19 protein-coding genes, 2 rRNA genes and 1 other annotated feature (1 of these 22 only partly in view) are annotated in these 23,094 nt (G+C 39.3%); of the genes, 18 read left to right on the top strand and 3 right to left on the bottom strand.

Annotation, left to right across the window (positions count from 1 at the left end):
* The first annotated feature begins 12 nt into the window (after nucleotides 1–12).
* The 16 genes from IGJ52_RS13375 to guaB all read left to right on the top strand — a co-directional run bounded on the left by IGJ52_RS13375 (nucleotide 13) and on the right by guaB (nucleotide 16,768).
* Nucleotides 13–1,875 (top strand): BglG family transcription antiterminator, encoded by a 1,863-nt coding sequence (locus tag IGJ52_RS13375; protein ID WP_010816220.1) that lies wholly within the window; start codon nucleotides 13–15, stop codon nucleotides 1,873–1,875.
* Entirely contained in the window at nucleotides 1,872–2,357 is a 486-nt protein-coding gene (locus tag IGJ52_RS13370; RefSeq protein WP_002355985.1) for a transcriptional regulator GutM, read from the top strand. The genes IGJ52_RS13375 and IGJ52_RS13370 overlap by 4 nt, the downstream gene beginning before the upstream one ends.
* Complete coding sequence (srlA, locus tag IGJ52_RS13365) at nucleotides 2,357–2,911, top strand: PTS glucitol/sorbitol transporter subunit IIC (RefSeq protein WP_002355983.1); 555 nt, start codon at nucleotides 2,357–2,359, stop codon at nucleotides 2,909–2,911. The genes IGJ52_RS13370 and srlA overlap by 1 nt, the downstream gene beginning before the upstream one ends.
* Nucleotides 2,912–2,927: 16 nt before the next feature.
* Nucleotides 2,928–3,923 carry a PTS glucitol/sorbitol transporter subunit IIB gene (srlE, locus tag IGJ52_RS13360; protein ID WP_002355982.1) on the top strand — a complete coding sequence of 332 codons (996 nt, stop codon included), beginning with the start codon at nucleotides 2,928–2,930 and terminating at the stop codon, nucleotides 3,921–3,923.
* Nucleotides 3,924–3,946: 23 nt separating this feature from the next.
* A complete protein-coding gene (locus tag IGJ52_RS13355) occupies nucleotides 3,947–4,303 on the top strand; it encodes a PTS glucitol/sorbitol transporter subunit IIA (protein WP_002355981.1) in 357 nt (118 codons plus the stop codon).
* A 27-nt stretch (nucleotides 4,304–4,330) separates the two neighbouring features.
* Nucleotides 4,331–5,008, top strand: coding sequence for a fructose-6-phosphate aldolase (locus tag IGJ52_RS13350; protein ID WP_174092581.1), 678 nt, complete (start codon nucleotides 4,331–4,333; stop codon nucleotides 5,006–5,008).
* 200 nt (nucleotides 5,009–5,208) lie between these two features.
* Nucleotides 5,209–6,981, top strand: a complete 1,773-nt coding sequence (locus IGJ52_RS13345) for an oleate hydratase (RefSeq protein ID WP_002361446.1) — start codon at nucleotides 5,209–5,211, stop codon at nucleotides 6,979–6,981.
* A 411-nt stretch (nucleotides 6,982–7,392) separates the two neighbouring features.
* Nucleotides 7,393–8,379 (top strand): DUF3114 domain-containing protein, encoded by a 987-nt coding sequence (locus IGJ52_RS13340; RefSeq protein WP_192444915.1) that lies wholly within the window; start codon nucleotides 7,393–7,395, stop codon nucleotides 8,377–8,379.
* A gap of 247 nt (nucleotides 8,380–8,626) precedes the next feature.
* A complete protein-coding gene (gene rsmG / locus IGJ52_RS13335; protein WP_002355977.1) occupies nucleotides 8,627–9,343 on the top strand; it encodes a 16S rRNA (guanine(527)-N(7))-methyltransferase RsmG in 717 nt (238 codons plus the stop codon).
* 15 nt (nucleotides 9,344–9,358) lie between these two features.
* Nucleotides 9,359–10,120 carry a ParA family protein gene (locus IGJ52_RS13330; RefSeq protein ID WP_002355976.1) on the top strand — a complete coding sequence of 254 codons (762 nt, stop codon included), beginning with the start codon at nucleotides 9,359–9,361 and terminating at the stop codon, nucleotides 10,118–10,120.
* A complete protein-coding gene (locus tag IGJ52_RS13325) occupies nucleotides 10,113–11,003 on the top strand; it encodes a ParB/RepB/Spo0J family partition protein (RefSeq protein WP_002355975.1) in 891 nt (296 codons plus the stop codon). Before IGJ52_RS13330 ends, IGJ52_RS13325 begins: the two co-directional genes overlap by 8 nt.
* Before the next feature lie 117 nt (nucleotides 11,004–11,120).
* On the top strand, nucleotides 11,121–11,306 hold the full coding sequence (locus tag IGJ52_RS13320; protein ID WP_002355974.1) for a DUF951 domain-containing protein: 186 nt from the start codon (nucleotides 11,121–11,123) through the stop codon (nucleotides 11,304–11,306).
* 56 nt (nucleotides 11,307–11,362) lie between these two features.
* On the top strand, nucleotides 11,363–12,478 hold the full coding sequence (gene ychF, locus IGJ52_RS13315; RefSeq protein ID WP_002355971.1) for a redox-regulated ATPase YchF: 1,116 nt from the start codon (nucleotides 11,363–11,365) through the stop codon (nucleotides 12,476–12,478).
* Between the two features lie 112 nt (nucleotides 12,479–12,590).
* Nucleotides 12,591–13,280, top strand: coding sequence for a DUF1129 domain-containing protein (locus tag IGJ52_RS13310; RefSeq protein WP_002363563.1), 690 nt, complete (start codon nucleotides 12,591–12,593; stop codon nucleotides 13,278–13,280).
* Between the two features lie 166 nt (nucleotides 13,281–13,446).
* Nucleotides 13,447–15,129 carry a 6-pyruvoyl-tetrahydropterin synthase-related protein gene (locus IGJ52_RS13305; RefSeq protein WP_438792171.1) on the top strand — a complete coding sequence of 561 codons (1,683 nt, stop codon included), beginning with the start codon at nucleotides 13,447–13,449 and terminating at the stop codon, nucleotides 15,127–15,129.
* Between the two features lie 157 nt (nucleotides 15,130–15,286).
* Nucleotides 15,287–16,768, top strand: a complete 1,482-nt coding sequence (gene guaB, locus IGJ52_RS13300; RefSeq protein ID WP_002355966.1) for an IMP dehydrogenase — start codon at nucleotides 15,287–15,289, stop codon at nucleotides 16,766–16,768.
* A 211-nt stretch (nucleotides 16,769–16,979) separates the two neighbouring features.
* Here the strand turns inward: guaB and serS are convergent, their stop codons facing one another.
* From serS to IGJ52_RS13285, 3 genes are all read right to left on the bottom strand, one after another.
* Nucleotides 16,980–18,251, bottom strand: coding sequence for a serine--tRNA ligase (gene serS, locus IGJ52_RS13295; RefSeq protein WP_002355965.1), 1,272 nt, complete (start codon nucleotides 18,249–18,251; stop codon nucleotides 16,980–16,982).
* A gap of 87 nt (nucleotides 18,252–18,338) precedes the next feature.
* Nucleotides 18,339–18,547 (bottom strand) — a binding site (T-box leader).
* A 38-nt stretch (nucleotides 18,548–18,585) separates the two neighbouring features.
* Nucleotides 18,586–19,767: a sensor histidine kinase gene (locus IGJ52_RS13290; RefSeq protein ID WP_002363566.1), complete on the bottom strand. Its 1,182-nt coding sequence runs from the start codon at nucleotides 19,765–19,767 to the stop codon at nucleotides 18,586–18,588.
* Nucleotides 19,757–20,446 carry a response regulator transcription factor gene (locus tag IGJ52_RS13285; protein WP_002355963.1) on the bottom strand — a complete coding sequence of 230 codons (690 nt, stop codon included), beginning with the start codon at nucleotides 20,444–20,446 and terminating at the stop codon, nucleotides 19,757–19,759. The genes IGJ52_RS13290 and IGJ52_RS13285 overlap by 11 nt, the downstream gene beginning before the upstream one ends.
* 667 nt (nucleotides 20,447–21,113) lie before the next feature.
* Here IGJ52_RS13285 and IGJ52_RS13280 point away from each other — a divergent pair.
* Both IGJ52_RS13280 and IGJ52_RS13275 read left to right on the top strand, forming a co-directional pair.
* Nucleotides 21,114–22,674: ribosomal RNA gene (locus tag IGJ52_RS13280) — 16S ribosomal RNA — on the top strand.
* A gap of 226 nt (nucleotides 22,675–22,900) precedes the next feature.
* Nucleotides 22,901–23,094 (top strand): 23S ribosomal RNA (locus IGJ52_RS13275); it runs 2,719 nt beyond the window's last position.
* Together the 16S and 23S rRNA genes form the textbook arrangement of a ribosomal RNA operon.

The raw sequence follows: 23,094 nt of genomic DNA, 5'->3' as shown, positions 1-23,094 counted from the left end.
TGGGAAAACTAAATGACGCTAGTAAATAGATGGTACCAAGTAATAAAATTACTAGTTGATCACAAAGGAATGAGCTTACAGGAATTGCAAGAGAAATTAGCCGCAAGTCCTCAAACAGTTCGTAAAAACATTGATACATTGAATGATGAATTAATCGGTATCGCCCAAATTATTCAGAAGGAAAATCTCTTTCAGTTAGAAATCAATAACTTTGAAGGTTTTGAAGAGGTTTTGTCTGGACGGCTAAAAAGGGAATCTGATTTTAATTCTTCAAGCAAGCGTGTTTCCTACATTATCAAACGATTAATAGAAGAAGATCAATTTATTTCAACTTATGATTTATCCGAAGAACTCGCCGTTAGTCGCGGCACAGTTAATAAAGACATTAAGCGCATGAAAGAGCTGATTGCTCCTTGGCAGGTTGCGGTTGTAGGTACGCCAAACCGTGGCATTCATTTAGAAGGAAAAGAGTTTAATTTACGCTTGCTTCATGTGAATTACGTCCAAGAATATTTTGAAGAACAGTTTCTTCATGAAACTACCAAACAAATGATACAAAAAATAATCAAAGAAACAAGACTAGCGAAACAAGATAGTTTTCTTTTACGAAGAGTGGTTTCAATTGTTTTGCAGCGTGTTTTAGCTGGAAAACTCATTACGGAACTACCACCAGAATATGTTGATTATGTTCGTCATAACGAGCAGATTGAAGAACTGATGTATCACTTGGAAATAACCTATAATGTAACGTTAAGCCAATGGGAACGTTCCTTTATCAGCTTTCCTTTTAACATCAACACAAACCATATTCGTAACTCTTTATTGACTGATGAAGGACTCTTAGCTGACTATTTTCAAAAAATGATGAAAAAAATTCATCATTCAGTTGTTGTTGAATTTGATGAGGACTTCTTGTTTTCAGAAATGAAAGATCATTTAAGAAACGTGATGAATCGACTCGTTTTTCATGTGGAATGTCACGATTTATTTTATGGAGAAATTGAACGACAATATCCTTTGGCCTATGAATTAGCCAAGATTGGCTTGCAAGAATTGGGCCGTTTGTTGAATCGTTGTGTGCCGACGGTTGAATTTGGGTATCTCGCTTTGTATTTTGAACTAGCATTGAGAGGGAACTATGAAGCGGGAGCCAAAAAAGAAATCGCTGTAATCTGCAGTACAGGTCATGGAACGGCCTTGATCATTCAGCGGCAATTGGAAAAAGTTTTGGGTCCAGACGTCCAGATTGCCCATTTCTCTGAAGAAGAGGCAGAGAGAAGAGAATTGAATCAATATTTTGCTATTTTTACAACCATTCCCTTAAAAAATATTCGACCACAAACACCGATGATCCATTTAACTAATTTATTTAACGATACTTGGCTCAGAAATGAGTGGCAGAGAGCAAAAGAAATTCGTTCCGTGGAATCTCAAAATATTCATATGACCTATCAATTATTAGAGAATACTCAAGGTTACCGAGCGAATATCCAGAAAATGATTGCTGATTTAGAAGCAGAAAAATTAGTAGATCCCCAATTTATCGAACGAATTTTTACTAGAGAAGATCAACAAACAACTATTTTTGAATCGGGGATTGCCTTTCCCCATACAATTAACCAAGCCTTATCAACGATTATTTTATCGATTGGGGTTTTTGAAGAATCACTGGTTACACCAGAAGGTAAAGTTGATGTTATTTTACTGTTGGGTATTCCAGAAGAGCTGACGGCCACTGTTGAAGCAGAGTTACTACAACTATATGACCGCTTGTTTACAATCGCAGGAGACGAACGTTTACGTAATGAATTACGGAAGCAACGAGATGTTTTAGCGGTTAAAGAGTGGATGCAAAGGAAGGGGATTATCATATGAGTTTTATCTACGTATTCGGGGCGCTTTTTTTAACAGCTTACTTCGTTCAGATAGCTATGGGAATGAAACAGATTAAACACTTTAATCAAAACTACCAAGAATTGCGACAATTAGGAAAAGTCGCGATTGGTCGACGTGCAGGGAAGTTAAAAGCTGGCACGATTATCTTGTTTGCTGTGGATTCGCAAGGGAAAATCTTAGCCGCTAGAAAGATGCAAGGTGTCACCGTTCTAGCTAAATTTCATCCCTTACCTCAGTACGTGAACGAGGATATTCATTATATGGATCATTACCATCCACTCGTACAAAAGGAAAATAAATTAACCCAACAAGCGATGGAAAATGCACGAGAAATTTACTTACGTGTTGAGCTTGGCAATTATCAAGAAACACAACCATTAACGCCGCTTAATGGAGCCAAAATTCAATGGCAATTATGGAAAAATAAAGTACAAACAAAATTGAAAGGAAGTGTCGAGTAATGTCTTATATTACAAAATTTGCGGAAGGATTTATGCACCTTTTCCAAACAGGAGCAGAAACATTTATTTCTTGGATGACAGGCATCGTACCTGTTGTTTTGATGTTAATGGTAGCTATGAATACTTTAATTGCTTTTCTAGGAGAAGAAAGAGTAACCAAAGTAGCCAAACTTTCTGCCAAAAATCCTGTTACGCGATATTTAGTGTTGCCTTTTTTATCCGCTTTTATGTTAGGCAATCCAATGTCCTTTACGATGGCACGATTTTTACCAGAATACTATAAACCTAGCTATTATGCTGCACAAGCGCAATTTTGTCATACCAGTAATGGAGTTTTCCCTCATATTAATCCTGGTGAATTGTTCGTTTGGTTAGGGATTGCGCAAGGGATTGATACGTTAGGACTAAATTCGATGGACCTAGCGATTCGCTATATGTTTGTAGGGATATTAATGAATTTTATTGGCGGTTGGGTTACCGATTTCACTACCGCCTATGTTTGCAAACAACAAGGAATTACCCTTAGTAAAACAGTAGAGATTGCTGTAGATTAGAAAGGAGCAAGGTGAGATGACGTACAATAGTATTAAGGTAGTTAAAGGAAATGGCGGTTATGGTGGGCCCTTAGTGATTACACCGACAGAAGAAAAACATAAATTTATTTATATTACAGGTGGCGGCGAGAAACCCGCAATCGTTGATAAAATCGTAGAATTGACAGGAATGGAAGCGGTCAATGGTTTTAAGACATCGATTCCGGATGATGAAATCGCATTAGCCATTATTGATTGTGGAGGCACTCTTCGTTGCGGAATTTATCCTAAAAAAGGAATTCCTACTATTAACGTTGTTCCAACTGGCAAAAGTGGTCCCTTAGCACAATACATTAATGAGACAATTTATGTTTCCGCTGTAGGCCCGAAACAGATTACATTGACATCAGAAGAAGCTGCTGCTGATACAGAAAAGCCCACCTCGAAAAAAACAGAATTTAAATATGATACAAGTAAAAAAATTACTGAACAAAAAGCGGAACAACAAAGTTTTGTTGCGAAAATTGGTATGGGTGCAGGAAAAGTTGTAGCGACATTCAACCAATCAGCCCGTGAAGGCGTACAAACGATGATCAACACAGTGATTCCGTTTATGGCATTTGTTTCTTTATTAATTGGTGTGATTCAAGGTTCAGGAATTGGTGAATTTTTTGCCAATATCATGGCGCCATTGGCAGGAAACATTGTGGGGTTAACAATTATTGGTTTTATTTGTTCTCTGCCGTTTCTTTCTCCTTTATTAGGTCCTGGAGCAGTAATCAGCCAAGTAATTGGTACGTTAATTGGTGTGGAAATTGGAAAAGGCAACATTCCGCCACAACTAGCTCTACCAGCATTGTTTGCTATTAATACACAAAACGCGTGCGACTTTATTCCCGTGGGCTTAGGCTTGGAAGAAGCTGAAGCCGAAACCGTTGAAGTCGGGGTCCCTTCTGTTTTATATTCTCGTTTCTTAAATGGTGCCCCTCGAGTACTAGTTGCTTGGTTAGCAAGTTTTGGATTGTATAGTTAAAAAATTTTTTTGGAGGATGGGAAATGTCAGTATTTACAACAAAGGTTCAGTCTATTGGACCAGAAGCCGAATTATTTAAAGAAGAAAAAATGGTCATCTTATTTGGAAAAGATGCACCAGATGCTTTAGCAGATTATTGTTATAACATTGAGGTTCAGCCAGTCACAGAAGCGATTACGGACAAGCAAACGTTAGTGATTGATGAACAAACTTACCAGATTACCGCTGTAGGCGAGGTAGTATTAACTAATTTAGACACATTGGGTCACATTACTATTAAATTTGATGGCGCAACAACACCTGAATTACCAGGTACATTATATGTTGAAGAAAAAGCTATTCCTGAAATAACTGTTGGTACAACAATCACTATTCTATAATTATCGTTTAAGGGAGGAACGTAAAAGATGGAATTTATGCTAGATACAATTAATCTTGAGGCTATTCGAAAGTATCAGAAAATTTTACCACTGGCAGGCGTAACGTCTAATCCTAGTATTGTTAAGCAAGCAGGAAAAATTGACTTCTTTGCGCAGATGAAAGAAATAAAAAAAACGATTGGACAAGCGAGTTTGCACGTCCAAGTGGTCGGTCAAACGACAGAAGAGATGCTAGAAGATGCCCAAACCATTGTACAACAATTAGGCCAAGAAACATTCATTAAAATCCCAGTCAATGAAGCAGGCTTGGCAGCCATCAAACAACTAAAGCAGGCAAATTATCGGATAACAGCAACCGCTATTTATACAGAATTTCAAGGTTATCTAGCGATTGCGGCAGGTGCAGATTATTTAGCGCCTTATTATAATAGGATGGAGAATTTAACAATTGATTCTCAAAAGGTTATTGAGCATTTAGCTGCAGAAATTAAACGGACGAACGCAAAGAGTAAGATCTTAGCTGCTAGTTTTAAAAACGTGGCACAAGTTAATCAAGCCTGTCAAATGGGGGCGCAAGCGGTCACTATCGCACCAGAACTCGTGACACAAGGCTTGGCAATGCCCGCCATTCAAAAAGCAGTAAATGATTTTCAGGAAGATTGGGTTGCTGTTTTTGGAGTAGAAACGGTAAACGAATTAGCATAAAAAGAACGAGAAGAAAAAGCGGTCATTTTTCTTCTCGTTCTTTTTTTGTTTCACATGAAACATCTACGATTATTCACTTGCTTAAAAATTAGACAATTTCCTTTATTTGTCAAAGAATTTCTTAAAAAAAAGGGTTATCTTTTGGGTATTTTTTTTGGTAGCAGTATGATGAGGGTATCAAATGATAGGAGGAAACGAGAATGAGATACACAAATGGAAATTATGAAGCATTTGCTCGACCAAGAAAACCAAAAGGTGTAGATGACAAGAGTGCCTACATCGTTGGTGGTGGCCTAGCAGGTTTAGCAACGGCTGTTTTCTTAATTCGTGACGGTCAAATGAAGGGCGAAAATATTCACATTTTTGAAGAACTCACGCTGTCTGGCGGTTCTTTAGATGGTAAATTTATTCCCCATGATGGCTTTGTCACTCGCGGCGGACGCGAAATGGAAAACCATTTCGAGTGTTTGTGGGATCTATTTCGTTCGGTACCATCATTAGAAGTAGAAGATGCCTCTGTCCTAGATGAGTTTTACCGGTTAGATTTAGATGATCCGAATTCTTCAAATTGCCGCATTATTCATAACCGTGGCGAACGTGTCCCAGATGATGGACAATTTACTTTATCCAAAAAAGCACAAAAAGAAATCGTTGATTTATTTATGACTTCTGAAGATCAATTAATTGGCAAAAAAATTGAAGATGTTTTCGGCGAAGAATTTTTTGAATCCAACTTTTGGATCTATTGGTGTTCAATGTTTGCTTTTGAAAAATGGCACTCTGCCATTGAAATGCGCCGCTACATCATGCGCTTTATCCACCACATCAAAGGTTTGCCTGACTTTACAGCCTTGAAGTTTACCAAATACAATCAATACGAATCGTTAGTGAAACCATTACTAAGCTTTTTAACCAATCAAGGGGTAGACTTTCAATATGAAACAACAATCAATGATATCCAAGTCGACATCAAAGGAGCTACTAAAGTTGCTCGGCGATTATTGTTGACACAAGCGGGCAAAACCAAAGAAATTCCTTTAACTGAAAATGATTTAGTCTTCGTAACGAATGGCTCAATTACTGAAAGTTCGACGCAAGGAGATCATCATACACCAGCACCAATTACTCATGAACTAGGGGGAAGTTGGAATCTCTGGAAAAACTTAGCAAAACAATCCCCAGAATTTGGGCACCCAGAAGTTTTCTGTGAAAATTTACCAGATGAAAGTTGGTTTGTCTCAGCAACGATTACGTGGGAAAATTTCGATATTGAACCGTATCTTTCTCGGTTAACACATCGTAAATTACGCACAGGAAAAATTGTCACAGGTGGTATTATTACTATCAAAGACTCTAATTGGATGATGAGTTTTGCTATGCATAGACAACCGCATTTCAAAGAACAAAATGATCAACAATCTATAACTTGGGTATATGGATTACTTTCTAATAAACCAGGAAATTATATTAAAAAACCAATCGAACAATGTACAGGCCAAGAAATTACGCAAGAGTTACTTTATCATTTAGGGGTCCCAGAAGGGGAAATTGAACGTATTTCAGAAGAATCGGCTACCACTATTCCGGTGTATATGCCGTTTATCACTTCTTACTTTATGTTAAGAGAACCAGGCGATCGACCATTAGTTGTACCAAACGGCTCTAAAAATCTTGCTTTCATTGGGAACTTCGCAGATACTGAACGAGATACGGTGTTTACAACAGAGTATTCTGTACGGACAGCGATGGAAGCTGTTTATCAATTGCTAGAGGTTGAACGCGGAGTACCAGAAGTGTTTGCTTCTGCATACGACTTGCGCGTCTTAGCAAACTCTGTTTATTATTTATCTGACAAGAAAAAATTAACAGAAATGGATATGCCGTTCGTGGAACGCAAAATGGTTGAACACTTTGTGAAGAAATTTGAGGATACGTATATTGGTGATATTTTAAGAGAAAATCATTTAATTTAGTTGAAAAAGCGAGTGTAAATCACTCGCTTTTTTTGTTAGATTATCAATTGTTGAATAAATATTCATTATTATGTATATTTATTTTGTGATTTTATGGATATTAAATATATAATATATCGAATGGAGGTAGAAAGTATACAACTTCGCAAAAAAATCTTAATTTCTGAAGAGACTTTTTCAAAATTTTGTTGAAAAGAAGGCGCATTTTTACCATAGTTTCTTCACATTTAACGGCTATTATTTAAACATACCCGATAAACAAAACCCTAACAAAACACTTTTTCATTTTTTAACTCCTCCGCCCGCCCTTCCCCAAAGGGCGGGTTGTTTTTTTTGCGTTAAAGCAGTTGGCATTTTGCGGGGAAAGGATTATCATTATAGAAGAAGTATATAGAAAAAGGCGGCGAGAAGATGGGACGTTGGCAAGAATTACAACAAGCAATGAGTGCTGGTGTAGAGGCGGCGATTGACGCTGGCTGGGACCGCCAAGCTGTTTATGGATTAGTGGAAAGCGCCATAAAAGACACGCGTTTCTTGCCACTTAAGCAAGCGAAAACAGCAGTCGCGGAACTGTTTTCTGAAGTGGAAGAAGTGGGCTCTTCAGCGTATGAGCGATTATTTCGCTTTTCGGCTTATCGTCCGCAAGAAAAGCTCTCGTTACTTTTATGGCAATTAGGTGCAGTGTTGGATCAGCATGGCATGTTGCAATTAGTAGGACCTTATCGTTTCTCGAAGACGATTGCACCGCATGCGACGTTTTGGCACTTACTGGCAAAAACAGTTCAAAAAGCCTATCCGTTAGGTCTTCTTGGGAGCTTTAATCAAGAGAAAGCGAAAAAGATACATCAATTAAGAATGTATATTGATCGTCAAAATATCATGTATATCCGCGATTTTTTTAAACAAGAAGGGGACACCGATGAACAGGCATTAAAACGTTATGTTTTTGCGGCCAAGCCGCAAGGAATGGGCGGGCGGAAACTGAAAAAAAGCTCTGCTCGTTTGCATAACAAATACCCTGAGGGGGCATCTTATTCTTTAATTAATAAGAAACGATTGACGCCTAATTTTCACAGTGAGTTTATTTTGAATGAAGAAGGGACCTTTGTAACCCAGTGGGATGTGTTAGTTGAGGACTGGCGAGGCAGATTAATTAGTAATCCAGCCTATTATCAAGCGGCCAAAAACAGTGAATACCAGGAAAAAGTCTTGAATGGTGAATCGTTTAATTATGCAAATCGGAATAATCGTACCCATGAATTACTAGATAGTTCACCACCAGGGAGATTTGATCATCAATTACGAAAAACAGCCAAAAAAGGTTGGTTAAGTCCCCGTATCCAAGAATACGACTACCGCAGAGAACGACAAATAAAGTGCGATGATTATAGTAAGTAAAACAAGCCAATGTTTCACATGAAACATTGGCTTGTTTTAATCTTAGAGAAAGGCGGTTTTCGTTGCCGCCAATTGAACATTTTGGCCCATGGCTAGAGACTTTTTACCACATAAAAAGGCGGTTTTTTCTTTTATCATTCAGGCAAAAATCTTCCGAAAAGCATTGCAAGAAATTGCTATTTGCGTTAAAGTAGGAAAAGATGATTGTGAAACATTTTTCTGTTTCACAAAAAAGGAAGGAGTCCTTATGCTACCCGAAGAATTTAGACAACTATTAGCCGCAAAAGGCATTGAATTGACAGACCAACAGATGACACAATTTGACCAATATTTCCATTTATTAGTAGAATGGAATGAAAAAATGAATTTAACAGCCATTACAGAAGAAAAAGAAGTTTATTTGAAACATTTCTATGATTCTGTTTCGTTGGCATTCTTTGAAGATTTTGCCAGTGACAAAGCCATTTGTGATGTTGGCGCAGGCGCAGGATTTCCAAGTATTCCTTTGAAAATTGTTTTTCCTTCATTAAATGTCACAATTGTTGACTCTTTAAATAAACGAATTACTTTCCTAACAGAGTTGGTGAATCAACTAGGTTTGGCTAATGTTTCTTTGTATCATGATCGTGCAGAAACATTTGGTCAAAAAGCAGAATTTCGTGGCGCGTTTGATTACGTTACAGCGCGAGCAGTTGCACGGTTGAATGTTTTAAGTGAACTGTGTTTACCCTTAGTTAAAAAAGAAGGCTATTTTTTAGCCTTAAAAGCATCGAAAAGTGAAGAAGAAATTAATGAAGCAAAACCTGCAATCGCTACATTAGGCGGTCAATTTCAAAAAGAAGTTGGTTTTACTTTGCCGATTACGGCAGACGAACGCCACATTGTCGTGATTCAAAAGAAAAAAGAAACCCCTAAAAAATATCCCAGAAAACCTGGATTACCAAATAAACAACCGATTAAATAAGATGGAGGCACACACATGACACGAATTATTTCTGTAGCGAACCAAAAAGGCGGCGTTGGTAAAACAACGACCACTGTAAATTTAGGCGCATGTTTAGCAAACTTAGGCAAAAAAGTCTTACTGATCGACATTGATGCACAAGGAAATGCTACCAGTGGCATGGGTGTCCCTAAACCAGATGTCGCACACGATGTGTATGATGTCCTTGTAAATGAAGAACCAATCACTAGCGTGGTTCAACATACCAGCCGTGAAAATTTAGATATTGTCCCTGCTACTATTCAATTAGCAGGCGCCGAAATTGAGTTAACTTCAATGATGGCTCGAGAATCGCGCTTGAAATTAGCAATTGATGAAGTAAGAGACATGTATGATTTCGTTTTAATTGATTGCCCGCCTTCTCTAGGGCATTTAACAATCAATGCTTTTACAGCAAGTGATTCGATTCTAATTCCTGTTCAATGTGAATATTACGCATTAGAAGGCTTGAGTCAATTGCTAAATACGATTCGCTTGGTTCAAAAACATTTTAACCCTGAATTGAAAATTGAAGGGGTCTTGTTAACTATGTACGATGCTCGGACCAATTTAGGTGCCGAAGTCGTGGAAGAAGTCCGTAAATATTTCCGTGAAAAAGTCTATGACACGATTATTCCAAGAAATGTCCGTTTATCCGAAGCACCAAGTCATGGTTTACCAATCATTGACTATGATATTCGCTCAAAAGGTGCCGAAGTGTATCAAGCACTAGCAAAGGAAGTGTTGGAGAATGAATAAAGGCAAAGGTTTAGGCAGAGGCATCGATGCCTTGTTTCAAGATATCGCAAAGCTAGAAGATGTCGACGTTAAGAACGAACAAGTGACAGAAATTCTATTAAACGAACTTCGTCCCAATCCTTACCAACCGCGGAAAACATTTGATGAAACCTCTTTACAAGAACTTGCAAACTCGATTCTACATTCCGGTGTGTTTCAACCGATTATTGTCCGTAAATCGGCAGTTAAAGGCTATGAAATTATTGCAGGTGAGCGTCGGTTCCGGGCTTCTAAATTAGCCGGCAAAGAAAAAATTCCTGCAATTATTCGCGAATTTGATGAAGAATCCATGATGCAAGTTGCTGTTTTGGAAAACTTACAAAGGGAAGATTTAAATCCGCTAGAAGAAGCAGAAGCCTATGAAATGCTAATGAAAAATTTGAAATTAACACAAGCGGAAGTCGCAGAACGTTTAGGAAAAAGTCGCCCGTATATTGCCAATTATTTACGGTTGCTAACCTTACCAGATGCGGTCAAAGCAATGGTTCAAAAACAAAGCATGTCAATGGGTCAAGCACGGACGTTATTAGGCTTGAAGAACAAAGAACAGCTATTACCATTAGCTAATCGTTGTATTAAAGACAATTTAACGGTTCGACAATTAGAACAACTTGTCGCTGAATTAAACGAAACACAAGGCAAAAAGGGCAAAAAAGCGAAAAAAGCCATCAAAGAAAAACCCATTTATATTCGTGAAAGTGAAGACCGTTTAATGGATAAATTTGGGACAACCGTAGCAATTCAAGAAAAAGAAGGCAAAGGAAAAATTGAAATTGAGTACTTGTCCTCTTCGGATTTGGCTAGGATTTTAGATATTTTAGATATTCATTTTGACGAGGAATAAGAAGCAAGGTGAGAAAGTAAGATAGAAAGTCACAAATCCTTTTGCTAGTTTCGTTAAAAAATGGTATTGTAATCATGGTATTTTTATATAAGTAAGAGAAGAAAGAAGGCTTGGAACATGTATGATTTAGGCGATATTGTCGAAATGAAAAAGCCGCATGCTTGCCAAGCAAATCGTTGGCAAATCATTCGCATGGGCGCTGATATCAAAATCAAGTGCACGAATTGCGGGCATATTGTCATGATGCCGCGTCGTGATTTTACTAAAAAATTAAAAAAAGTAATCGAGAAAAAAGCAGACTAATGCTTTGATGCCTCTAATAGAAAAGAGAATAGACTGAGAGAAAGAGTGGAAAACAAATGGCACTAACAGCTGGAATTGTCGGCTTACCAAACGTTGGTAAATCGACCCTATTTAACGCAATTACAAAAGCAGGAGCAGAAGCTGCAAATTATCCCTTTGCAACGATTGATCCGAACGTCGGCATGGTTGAAGTACCAGATGCCCGTTTACAACGCTTGACAGAACTAGTAAAACCGAAAAAAACAGTTCCCACAACGTTTGAATTTACAGACATCGCTGGAATTGTTAAAGGTGCCAGCAAAGGAGAAGGGCTGGGAAATCAGTTTTTAAGTCACATTCGCCAAGTAGATGCGATCTGTCACGTGGTTCGTTGTTTTGATGACGAAAATATCATGCGTGAACAAAATCGGGATGCGGATTTCGTTGATCCTTTAGCAGACATTGATACAATTAATTTAGAGCTAATTTTAGCAGATTTAGATTCAATCAATAAGCGCTATACTCGCGTGGCTAAAATGGCGAAAGCAAAAGATAAAGAAGCGGTGGAAGAATTAGCTGTTTTAGACAAAATTAAACCAGTTTTAGAAGAAGGTTTATCTGCTCGTACGATTGAATTTACGCCAGAAGAAGAGAAAATTGTTAAATCTCTTTTCTTATTAACCACAAAGCCGGTCCTTTATGTAGCAAATGTTTCAGAAGATGAAGTGGCGGATCCAGACAACAACGAGTATGTACAACAAGTTCGTAATTTTGCAACCAGTGAAAATGCGGAAGTAATCGTGGTTAGTGCGCGAGCAGAAGAAGAAATTGCTGAATTGGATTCTGAAGAAGACAAGGCTGAATTTTTAGAAGCAATGGGTATTGAACAATCTGGCTTAGATCAATTGATTCGTGCGGCTTACGATTTGTTAGGCTTAGCTACCTACTTTACAGCTGGTGAACAAGAAGTTCGTGCGTGGACGTTCCGTAAGGGAATCAAGGCACCTCAAGCAGCTGGGATTATCCACAGTGATTTTGAACGAGGCTTCATTCGTGCGGAAACTGTTTCTTATGAAGACCTAGATAAATATGGCAATATGCAAGCTGCCAAAGAAGCGGGCCGTGTTCGTTTAGAAGGAAAAGACTACGTCGTTCAAGATGGCGATGTTATGTTGTTCCGTTTTAACGTTTAAGAAAAGACCCATGCCCAACAAGCAATTTGTTTTGGGCTAAGCCCACATATTTAAGGCCATTCAGCCGTTTAGAAAGAGGTTCCCTCTACATGAGGGTGAGGAGGATACAACTATGGAAGCAGAAGCATTACGAGCAATCGTGGCTGAGAATCGTCAATTAGAACAGAATTTGACTAAAAGAAATGAACAATACATTTTTGACTTAAAAAAATCATTAAAAGCGGCTAATTTATCTGAAGAAGAGCTAGCATTGGCTCTACACGGTATTTTGCCAGAATTAGTAGCCGGTCAAAAAACAGGCAAAACAGCCCGTCAGTTATTTGGCACTGTTTCAGAACGGACGGAAGCAATTTTAAATAAACCAGCAGAAGTCAAAGAACCAGCGGGCTGGATGATTTGGCTCGACAATACCTTACTATTGCTTGGTTTATTAACAATCATGTTAGCGGCGATGTCTCTATTTTCAAAAGGAACCGCACAGCCTCTCGGATTAACCACATATATCTTAGGTGCGATGGCTGGGGGTTATGTTTTCTATCTAATGCACAAATATGTTTACCGTTTTGATCGTCAAGGTGGCGACAAAAGCAAACGTCCTGGTTGGTTAAAAACGACCGCCATTCTATTTGGTGGGATGTTCTTGTGGATTGCAGTTTTCGCTGGTTCAGCGATGCTGCCACCAGTGATCAATCCCATTTTAGATCCGATGATTGCTTTAGTAATCGGTGCGTTAGCCTTTGTAGCACGCTATTTCTTCAAGAAAAAATACAATATTCAAGGTAGTTTCATGACACGTCAATAAACGGCGCGCGCTCAATTGTGAATGCGCTCGGCTGACGCAGAAACTGCAACAAGCAAAGTCGCTCTCTCAATAGAGCGTTTTAACAGTTAAAGCCTGGGGGATTAGTCGAAAAAACTAGTGTCCCAGGCTTCTGTTTTCAGAAGTTTGCTAAAGAAAGGAGCCTCTTATGGGACAACAAGTGAAGTCTTGGTGCCGTCAACACGAGCGGCTACTCATTTTTATTAGTTTTCTCTTATTAAGTGGACTTTCTCTTTATTTTGTCTATTTTCAAGAGAATTTTTTACGAGCAAGTGATTTCCGCTTTCATCAAAATCGGGTGGAAGGTCTCGCATTAGCAATTAAAAACAACGACTGGTTTCCTAAAATCAATTATTTTTTCTTGGGAGGCTATGGCTATGCCTCTAGTTTGTTTTATCCAGATGCGTATCTTTATTTGCCTGCGCTTTTGCGTGTTCTGGGGCTTTCCTTTGTCGCTAGTATGGCGATTTTTGTGTTTGCGGTAAACTTGGCAACATTTAGTCTTACTTATTATGCAGGCCGATTAATGGCGCTCTCTAAAAAAAGAAGCTATCTCTTTGCCATTTTGTATGGCTTATCTATTTACCGCATGCAAGACTTGTTTAATCGCCAAGCGTTAGGAGAATTTTTGGCGCTAAGTTTTTTTCCGTTGGTCTTAGCGAGCCTGTTTTTATTACGAAAGGGAACCACGAAATGTTGGCCGTTGTTAACGCTGGCGATGACTGGGATTGGGTTGGCTCACTTTATTTCTATTGAAATGGTTTCTATTTGGATTGGGTTATACATTCTGTTTTATTGGCAGCAGTTTTTTAAAAAGGAGGTCCTGTGGGCATTAGCGAAGGCTGCAGGTCTGACACTGCTTTGGCTGGCCTTTTATCTTTTACCAGTTGCTGAACAAATGAAAAATCAAGTGTTTAAAGTTACGTCCAATCCACTCACTTATATTTCCGAAAGAAGTTATCCTATTGTTTCTCTTTTCATTAATAGTTTAAAGAGCAGTGTTTTTCACGCGAAAACAGCGAATCTAGGAACCCTTTTGTTTGTGGGGCTTGTTGTAGCAGTGGTTTCGCTTGCCAGCAAAAAAATTCAGAACAAACGGTTTATTGGTTTGATGCTGGTACTCTTATTGATGGTTACCACGCTTTTTCCTTGGCACTTGCTGAACCACACGCCTTTAAATACAATTCAGTTTCCTTGGCGGTTTTTAGGGATTCTTTCTGTAATGCTCGCTTTTTTCATTGCACAAGACGAATGGGGCGTTTTCCGTAAATCTTGGACCGTGGCTTTGTTGGTTTTCATTGCCATCAGCAATTTAGGCATTTATCAACATCAAAGTATTCAGTCACAACAAGGCAGCCTGTTAACAAAAGCTGAGTATGAGCAGCCAGCGCCTTTTTATATCGGTGCGGGCCATGAATATTTACCAGATGAAATCAATTATCAGGAATTATTGAAACAGAAAAAACGACCACTTGATTATTCGGAAGAACAAGTAACCATTACAAACGTTAGAATGCCTTATGGGAAAATTTCATTTGACTACCAAGTGGTGAAGCAATCAGCGAAGGTGACCGTTCCTTTTATTTATTACTTAGGCTATCAAGCCACGATTCAAATGAAAAACCAAACGGGCGCTAAAAAAATGAGCCTAACCAATCAAGGAGGCTTAGCCGCTCTTTCTTTATCTGGTACAGGACATGTCGACATCCGTTACCAAAGAACAAAAGTGCAAAAAATAGGGACAATGATTACCTTGCTTTCTGTCGGCGGTTTTGGATTTAGCCGATTTTTACAACAAAAAAAGAAACACAAGATAAAAGAACAACGATGAAAGTAGGACCTTAATTAGGAAGAGTTGAATAAAGGACAAACCGATTTTGGCGTTTTGTCCTTTATTCCTCATTGATTATTTAAACAAATCTAGTTGACTTCCTTAGTATTATCTGTTATTTTCATATATAAAATTAAGTCGAGGAGTGGACAAAAAAATGTCAAATTGGGAAACAAAATTTGCGAAAAAAGGTCTTACATTTGATGATGTGCTATTAATCCCTGCAGAAAGCCATGTCTTACCAAATGATGTAGACATGAGTGTACAATTAGCTAAAAATATCAAGTTAAATATTCCATTGATGAGTGCCAGTATGGATACTGTTACAGATAGTAATATGGCAATTGCGATGGCTCGTCAAGGTGGACTAGGTGTCGTACATAAAAATATGACTGTCGCCCAACAAGCAGACGAAGTACGTAAAGTCAAACGTTCTGAAAGCGGCGTTATCATTGATCCATTCTTTCTAACACCAACAAACTTAGTAGCGGATGCAGAAGAATTAATGAGTCGTTACCGTATTAGCGGTGTGCCAATTGTAGAAACAATGGAAAACCGTAAATTAGTCGGAATTATTACAAACCGTGATATGCGTTTTGTAACGGACTACCAAATCAAAATCGAAGAAGTCATGACAAAAGATCATTTAGTCACTGCGCCAGTTGGCACATCTTTAAAAGATGCAGAAAAAATCTTACAAAAACATAAAATCGAAAAATTACCAATCGTTGATGAAGCAGGTCGCTTAAGTGGCTTAATTACAATTAAAGACATTGAAAAAGTGATTGAATTCCCAAATGCTGCCAAAGACGAACATGGTCGTTTACTTGTGGCGGCAGCAGTCGGTGTCACTAGTGATACGTTCGAACGTGCGGAAGCATTATTAGAAGCAGGTGCGGATGCGATTGTTATCGATACTGCACATGGCCATAGTGCCGGCGTTATTCGCAAAATTAAAGAAATTCGTGAAACGTTCCCTGAAGCAACATTAATTGCTGGTAATGTTGCCACTGCTGAAGCAACCAAAGCATTGTATGATGTCGGCGTTGATGTTGTTAAAGTTGGTATTGGACCTGGTTCAATTTGTACAACACGTGTCGTTGCAGGTGTTGGTGTTCCTCAATTAACAGCGATTTATGATGCTGCTTCTGTGGCTAGAGAATATGGTAAAGCAATTATCGCTGATGGCGGTATTAAATATTCTGGTGATATCGTGAAAGCCTTAGCTGCTGGTGGACACGCTGTAATGCTAGGAAGTATGTTAGCTGGTACTGATGAATCTCCAGGCGAATTTGAAATTTATCAAGGCCGTCGTTTCAAAACTTACCGTGGCATGGGCTCATTGGGCGCAATGGAAAAAGGATCAAGTGATCGCTACTTCCAAGGAAGTGTCAATGAAGCAAACAAATTAGTACCAGAAGGAATTGAAGGACGTGTTGCCTACAAAGGAAGCGTTTCTGATATTGTCTTCCAATTAATCGGTGGCTTGAAATCAGGGATGGGTTACGTCGGTGCAGCGGACCTGAAAGCGTTGCGTGAAGAAGCACAATTTGTTCAAATGAGTGGTAACGGATTGAAAGAATCACATCCACATGACGTTCAAATCACAAAAGAAGCACCAAACTATTCTGTTCAATAAAATAAAAGCTGATTTTTTTAAAATTTAAAAGAGGCAGACGTCATTTCGACGTCTGCCTCTTTTTCTGTAGAATGAAGGAGTTGCTTCTGTTTCCGCCGTTTATCAATTTTTAAGCCTGTAACAAAAATCACTTTGGATTTTTGTTACAGGCTCCTTTTCCTATAGAATAAAAGCCGTTATCTGATATCAGACAACGACCTTCATCTTCCCTTTATTTAATAACTGTTAGGTTACCCATGTAAGGAACTAGGACTTCTGGTACAGTCACAGAGCCATCTTCGTTTTGGTAGTTTTCTAAAATAGCAGCGACTGTCCGTCCTACGGCTAAACCAGAACCGTTGAGTGTATGCGCATATTGGACTTTATCATTTTCATCACGGTAACGAATCATCGCACGGCGCGCTTGGAAATCTTCACAGTTTGAGCATGAACTGATTTCACGGTACGTTTCTTGAGCAGGAATCCAAACTTCCAAGTCATAAGTTTTCGCAGCTGAGAAGCCCATGTCACCTGTTGAAAGAGCCATGACACGGTAAGGTAATCCCAGTTTTTGCAGAATTTCTTCGGCATTATTCGTCATTTTTTCTAATTCCTCATAAGAATGCTCTGCATCACTAAATTTAACCATTTCGACTTTATTAAATTGGTGTAAACGAATTAACCCACGTGTGTCACGACCAGCGCTACCAGCTTCAGAACGGAAAGAAGGGCTCAAGGCCGTAAAGTAAATCGGTAAATCCTTGCCATCTAAAATTTCATTGTTGTAGTAATTGGTTAAAGGGACTTCCGCAGTTGGAATTAACGTTAAATCCGTATCTTGTAATTGGAAGACATCTTCTTTAAACTTAGGAAATTGGCCAGTTCCGAACATGGCGGTGTCATTAACGATATAAGGCGTAATCATTTCTGTATAGCCATGTTCATAAACATGTAAATCTAACATGAAGTTGTATAACGCACGTTCTAAGCGAGCACCTAAGCCTTTGTAATAAACAAAACGGCTACCAGCTACTTTGGCACCACGTTCAAAATCTAGAATGCCTAAGTTTTCAGCGACTTCCCAGTGTGGTTTTGGTTCAAAAGCAAAAGTTCTTGGTTCACTCCAACGACGTACTTCTACATTTTCTTCTTCACCAGCACCAACAGGCACAGAATCATCTGGCAAGTTCGGTAAAGTAGTTGTGATCCCACGTAGCTCTTCGTCAATAGCGTTAATTTCTGCATCTAACGCTTTAATATTGCCGCCGACTTCTTTCATTTCTGCGATTTTGGCCGTTGCATCTTCTTTGTTTCGTTTTAATTGAGCAATTTCAGCAGACACATCATTCCGGTATTTTTTCATTTCTTCGACTTTGACTAATAAATCACGGCGACTTTCATCTAAACGCAGAAATTCCACTAAGATTTCTTCTTTCACGCCACGGGTTTGTAGCTTTGCTTTTACTTCGTCAAAATTTTGACGCATCATTTTTACATCTAACATATTTTTTCCTCCTTAAAATTAGTACATAATCAATAATAACTGTTGTAGAAAACAACAAAAAAGCCATCTCACCCCAAAAATAAATATTCTTGGGACGAAATGACTGGAAATCTCGCGGTACCACCCAAGTTCAGTAATGTTACTGCCCTTGATTTGCAGATAACGGCTGCAGACCGTTCCAACTTATTTCGCTGGACACTTGGAAGAGACGGACTTCTTTATAGATGAATGTTTGCTCGCACCCCCGCAAACTCTCTGGAATTCAGTGCCATAAATACTTTTTCTCTTAGTTTTCTCTTTTCTATAGAATACCGAAAAAGTTCAGGGATGTCAATTAACTCTCTGATTTCTTGTTGGTACGCTGTAAGGGTAGATGAATAATAAAGGAGGTCCACTTTTGATCAGACTTCGCATAAATATATCCACCATGTAAAGCGACAATACTTTGTGCAATAGCCAGACCTAAACCAGTTCCACCCGTTTCTTGTGATCGGGATTCTTCGACACGATAGAAGCGATCAAATAACTGATCTAAAGAATGTTTAGGAATAGCTGGTCCATCATTGCGAACAGCGATAATTGCTTCGGTGCCGACTTTGTCTACTTCCATCACAATATGATGGCCACCTTTGCCATATTTCAAAGCGTTTGAAAGAAGGTTGTTAAAGACTCGGACTAGTTTTTCCGTATCGCCTTCCATCATTAAAGAAGCTGGATTGGCTTTTACTTGGATTTGCATATTAATCTTTTTCGCTTCCAATTCAAAATCGGCAGCAAGCTGTTCAATTAATTGTGCCATATCAAAAGTCGTCGTATGAATCGGTACACTTGGTTGACGGACTTTTGTATATTCAAAAAGATCATCAACTAATAATTTCATTTGTTTCGCTTTGACGTAAGCGGTATGCGTATATTTCAGTAAATCTTCTTGGCTATGAAATTGACGATCTTCAATCAATCCCAGATAACCAATAATAGAAGTTAACGGTGTCCGAATATCATGACTGACATTCGTAATTAATTCATCTTTTGATTTTTCAATTCGCCGTTCATCTTCAATGGCTGCGACAGTACTATCCACCAGACCGTTAATACTCGTCACGACTTTTGCTAAATCACCACTTAATTCAAACGGAATGCGGTGATTGTAATTACCATCAGCGATGTAATGTAACTCACTGATAATATGACGCAATTGCATTTGATGGTAGCGACGAATTAAGCGCCAATAGAGAACAGCTGCATCTACTAAAAAGAAAATGGGTAAGACAAATTTATTCCAGCTCCAAAACAAATCAGTATTTAATTCTTTAGCGACCGCATCCTTAGTGGCCCAGATGACACCAGCTAAGGGCGAGTTTTCACTAAGTAGTTGTCCTAAAAGGAACATAATTGAGACATTTAATAGTAGTAATAAAACAATTGTCACAATTGCTTCTGCTAATAACTCGCTGATTTCTTTAGAAGTTAAGGTAATTCGTTTTTGTTTTTCAATCTTTTTAGGTTTAACGAGCATCGATCTTATATCCAACTCCCCACACTGTTTGAATGACTTTTTCTCCACCAGTTGCTTCTTCAATCTTATCTCTTAAATGACTGACGTGAACCATCACGGTTTTAGCAGAAACAATACTTTCTTGTTGCCACACACGCTCAAAAATTTCATCCGCACTAAACACACGATTTGGATGACTAGCTAATAGATAGAGGATACCAAACTCAAGAGCGGTTAATTGAATTTCTTTTCCTTCTATTGTTTTGACTTCGTGAGAGTCCTTATTAATCATTAATGGGCCGACTTCTAATTCATCGGGTTCTTCTTTGGTTAATTGCATTTGGCTTCTACGTAAAATAGACTTCACCCGAGCCATTACTTCTAAAGGATTAAAAGGCTTGGTGACATAATCGTCTGCACCAGCAACTAAGCCTTTGATTTTATCCATATCGGTTGTTTTTGCTGTTAACATAATAATTGGAATTTGCGATTCTTTTCGAAGTTCTTTCACTACTTCCATTCCATCCATGATTGGCATCATAATGTCCAAGATTAATAAATCGATATCTGGTGTTGTGTGCAATTTGGATAATGCTTCTTTTCCATCATAAGCTTTCACGACTTCGTATCCTTCATTATGAATATAAATACTCAATAGTTCTACAATTTCTTTATCATCATCTGCAACTAAAATTTTCATAAGCGTTCATTTCCTCCATATATAAAAAAATCTCTTTTCCATATTTTAACAAATAATTGCTAAAAAGGACAAAATCCTTGATATATTACGATAAATTTAGAAGATTTTGCTAAAAGTTAATAAACTATAGCCAAAAAAGGATGAAAGGGGGTAAAAAACGAACGAAAATACCTAGACCAATCATAATAATCGGTATTGAAAAAAAGTTTAAAAAAAGTGAAAATAATGATTGACCAATGCTTGAAATCTTGGTATATTATTACATGTCGCAAGGCGAGTCACACAGCTGAGCGATTCAGAAATCAATAATTAAATAACAATTCTTGATTTCAAATCTCTCGAAAAAAGTTTGAAAAAACAACAAAAAAGTTGTTGACAAATAACAAACGAGATGATAAGATATAGAAGTTGTCACAACAGACAACAACAACCGAGCAAAACAACTTAAAAAAACTTTTTTAAAAAAGTTCTTGACATTCAAACGAAAGTTTGTTATGATGTAAAAGTTGCTGCGAGGTAACGTAGACCTTTGAAAACTGAACAAAGAATAGACGAACCAAATGTGTAGGGCGTCTTGATTCAATTCAAGACAACAAACATTTTTAACAAGCAAGCAATATGCTAGCAAACAAATTGAGCTTAACAATCGCAAGATTGTTCTAACTTTTATTATGAGAGTTTGATCCTGGCTCAGGACGAACGCTGGCGGCGTGCCTAATACATGCAAGTCGAACGCTTCTTTCCTCCCGAGTGCTTGCACTCAATTGGAAAGAGGAGTGGCGGACGGGTGAGTAACACGTGGGTAACCTACCCATCAGAGGGGGATAACACTTGGAAACAGGTGCTAATACCGCATAACAGTTTATGCCGCATGGCATAAGAGTGAAAGGCGCTTTCGGGTGTCGCTGATGGATGGACCCGCGGTGCATTAGCTAGTTGGTGAGGTAACGGCTCACCAAGGCCACGATGCATAGCCGACCTGAGAGGGTGATCGGCCACACTGGGACTGAGACACGGCCCAGACTCCTACGGGAGGCAGCAGTAGGGAATCTTCGGCAATGGACGAAAGTCTGACCGAGCAACGCCGCGTGAGTGAAGAAGGTTTTCGGATCGTAAAACTCTGTTGTTAGAGAAGAACAAGGACGTTAGTAACTGAACGTCCCCTGACGGTATCTAACCAGAAAGCCACGGCTAACTACGTGCCAGCAGCCGCGGTAATACGTAGGTGGCAAGCGTTGTCCGGATTTATTGGGCGTAAAGCGAGCGCAGGCGGTTTCTTAAGTCTGATGTGAAAGCCCCCGGCTCAACCGGGGAGGGTCATTGGAAACTGGGAGACTTGAGTGCAGAAGAGGAGAGTGGAATTCCATGTGTAGCGGTGAAATGCGTAGATATATGGAGGAACACCAGTGGCGAAGGCGGCTCTCTGGTCTGTAACTGACGCTGAGGCTCGAAAGCGTGGGGAGCAAACAGGATTAGATACCCTGGTAGTCCACGCCGTAAACGATGAGTGCTAAGTGTTGGAGGGTTTCCGCCCTTCAGTGCTGCAGCAAACGCATTAAGCACTCCGCCTGGGGAGTACGACCGCAAGGTTGAAACTCAAAGGAATTGACGGGGGCCCGCACAAGCGGTGGAGCATGTGGTTTAATTCGAAGCAACGCGAAGAACCTTACCAGGTCTTGACATCCTTTGACCACTCTAGAGATAGAGCTTTCCCTTCGGGGACAAAGTGACAGGTGGTGCATGGTTGTCGTCAGCTCGTGTCGTGAGATGTTGGGTTAAGTCCCGCAACGAGCGCAACCCTTATTGTTAGTTGCCATCATTTAGTTGGGCACTCTAGCGAGACTGCCGGTGACAAACCGGAGGAAGGTGGGGATGACGTCAAATCATCATGCCCCTTATGACCTGGGCTACACACGTGCTACAATGGGAAGTACAACGAGTCGCTAGACCGCGAGGTCATGCAAATCTCTTAAAGCTTCTCTCAGTTCGGATTGCAGGCTGCAACTCGCCTGCATGAAGCCGGAATCGCTAGTAATCGCGGATCAGCACGCCGCGGTGAATACGTTCCCGGGCCTTGTACACACCGCCCGTCACACCACGAGAGTTTGTAACACCCGAAGTCGGTGAGGTAACCTTTTTGGAGCCAGCCGCCTAAGGTGGGATAGATGATTGGGGTGAAGTCGTAACAAGGTAGCCGTATCGGAAGGTGCGGCTGGATCACCTCCTTTCTAAGGAATATTACGGAAATACACATTTCGTCTTTACTTTGTTCAGTTTTGAGAGGTCTACTCTCAAAACATTCGTTCATTGAAAACTGGATATTGAAGTAAAAAGAATCAAAACAAACCGAGAACACCGCGTTGAATGAGTTTTTTAATAAGTTCAATTGCTTATTTATTGATTAACCTTCTATCGCTAGAAGAAGTGATCAAGACCCAACCGTAAGGTTGATAAGGTTAAGTGAATAAGGGCGCACGGTGGATGCCTTGGCACTAGGAGCCGATGAAGGACGGGACTAACACCGATATGCTTTGGGGAGCTGTAAGTAAGCTATGATCCAGAGATTTCCGAATGGGGGAACCCAATATCTTTTATAGGATATTACTTTTCAGTGAATACATAGCTGATTAGAGGTAGACGCAGAGAAC

The sequence above is a fragment of the Enterococcus sp. DIV1758 genome, from assembly GCF_051711985.1.
In the GTDB taxonomy this organism is placed as follows: domain Bacteria; phylum Bacillota; class Bacilli; order Lactobacillales; family Enterococcaceae; genus Enterococcus; species Enterococcus faecalis.
This window is presented reverse-complemented; position numbering and strand designations above follow the sequence as displayed.

Excerpts from the sequence above, each read along its gene's own strand:
- IGJ52_RS13375 (WP_010816220.1), top strand. The coding sequence starts at position 13 with ATGACGCTAGTAAATAGATGGTACCAAGTAATAAAATTACTAGTTGAT.
- IGJ52_RS13370 (WP_002355985.1), top strand. The coding sequence starts at position 1,872 with ATGAGTTTTATCTACGTATTCGGGGCGCTTTTTTTAACAGCTTACTTC.
- srlA (WP_002355983.1), top strand. The coding sequence starts at position 2,357 with ATGTCTTATATTACAAAATTTGCGGAAGGATTTATGCACCTTTTCCAA.
- srlE (WP_002355982.1), top strand. The coding sequence starts at position 2,928 with ATGACGTACAATAGTATTAAGGTAGTTAAAGGAAATGGCGGTTATGGT.
- IGJ52_RS13355 (WP_002355981.1), top strand. The coding sequence starts at position 3,947 with ATGTCAGTATTTACAACAAAGGTTCAGTCTATTGGACCAGAAGCCGAA.
- IGJ52_RS13350 (WP_174092581.1), top strand. The coding sequence starts at position 4,331 with ATGGAATTTATGCTAGATACAATTAATCTTGAGGCTATTCGAAAGTAT.
- IGJ52_RS13345 (WP_002361446.1), top strand. The coding sequence starts at position 5,209 with ATGAGATACACAAATGGAAATTATGAAGCATTTGCTCGACCAAGAAAA.
- IGJ52_RS13340 (WP_192444915.1), top strand. The coding sequence starts at position 7,393 with ATGGGACGTTGGCAAGAATTACAACAAGCAATGAGTGCTGGTGTAGAG.
- rsmG (WP_002355977.1), top strand. The coding sequence starts at position 8,627 with ATGCTACCCGAAGAATTTAGACAACTATTAGCCGCAAAAGGCATTGAA.
- IGJ52_RS13330 (WP_002355976.1), top strand. The coding sequence starts at position 9,359 with ATGACACGAATTATTTCTGTAGCGAACCAAAAAGGCGGCGTTGGTAAA.
- IGJ52_RS13325 (WP_002355975.1), top strand. The coding sequence starts at position 10,113 with ATGAATAAAGGCAAAGGTTTAGGCAGAGGCATCGATGCCTTGTTTCAA.
- IGJ52_RS13320 (WP_002355974.1), top strand. The coding sequence starts at position 11,121 with ATGTATGATTTAGGCGATATTGTCGAAATGAAAAAGCCGCATGCTTGC.
- ychF (WP_002355971.1), top strand. The coding sequence starts at position 11,363 with ATGGCACTAACAGCTGGAATTGTCGGCTTACCAAACGTTGGTAAATCG.
- IGJ52_RS13310 (WP_002363563.1), top strand. The coding sequence starts at position 12,591 with ATGGAAGCAGAAGCATTACGAGCAATCGTGGCTGAGAATCGTCAATTA.
- IGJ52_RS13305 (WP_438792171.1), top strand. The coding sequence starts at position 13,447 with ATGGGACAACAAGTGAAGTCTTGGTGCCGTCAACACGAGCGGCTACTC.
- guaB (WP_002355966.1), top strand. The coding sequence starts at position 15,287 with ATGTCAAATTGGGAAACAAAATTTGCGAAAAAAGGTCTTACATTTGAT.
- serS (WP_002355965.1), bottom strand. The coding sequence starts at position 18,251 with ATGTTAGATGTAAAAATGATGCGTCAAAATTTTGACGAAGTAAAAGCA.
- IGJ52_RS13290 (WP_002363566.1), bottom strand. The coding sequence starts at position 19,767 with ATGCTCGTTAAACCTAAAAAGATTGAAAAACAAAAACGAATTACCTTA.
- IGJ52_RS13285 (WP_002355963.1), bottom strand. The coding sequence starts at position 20,446 with ATGAAAATTTTAGTTGCAGATGATGATAAAGAAATTGTAGAACTATTG.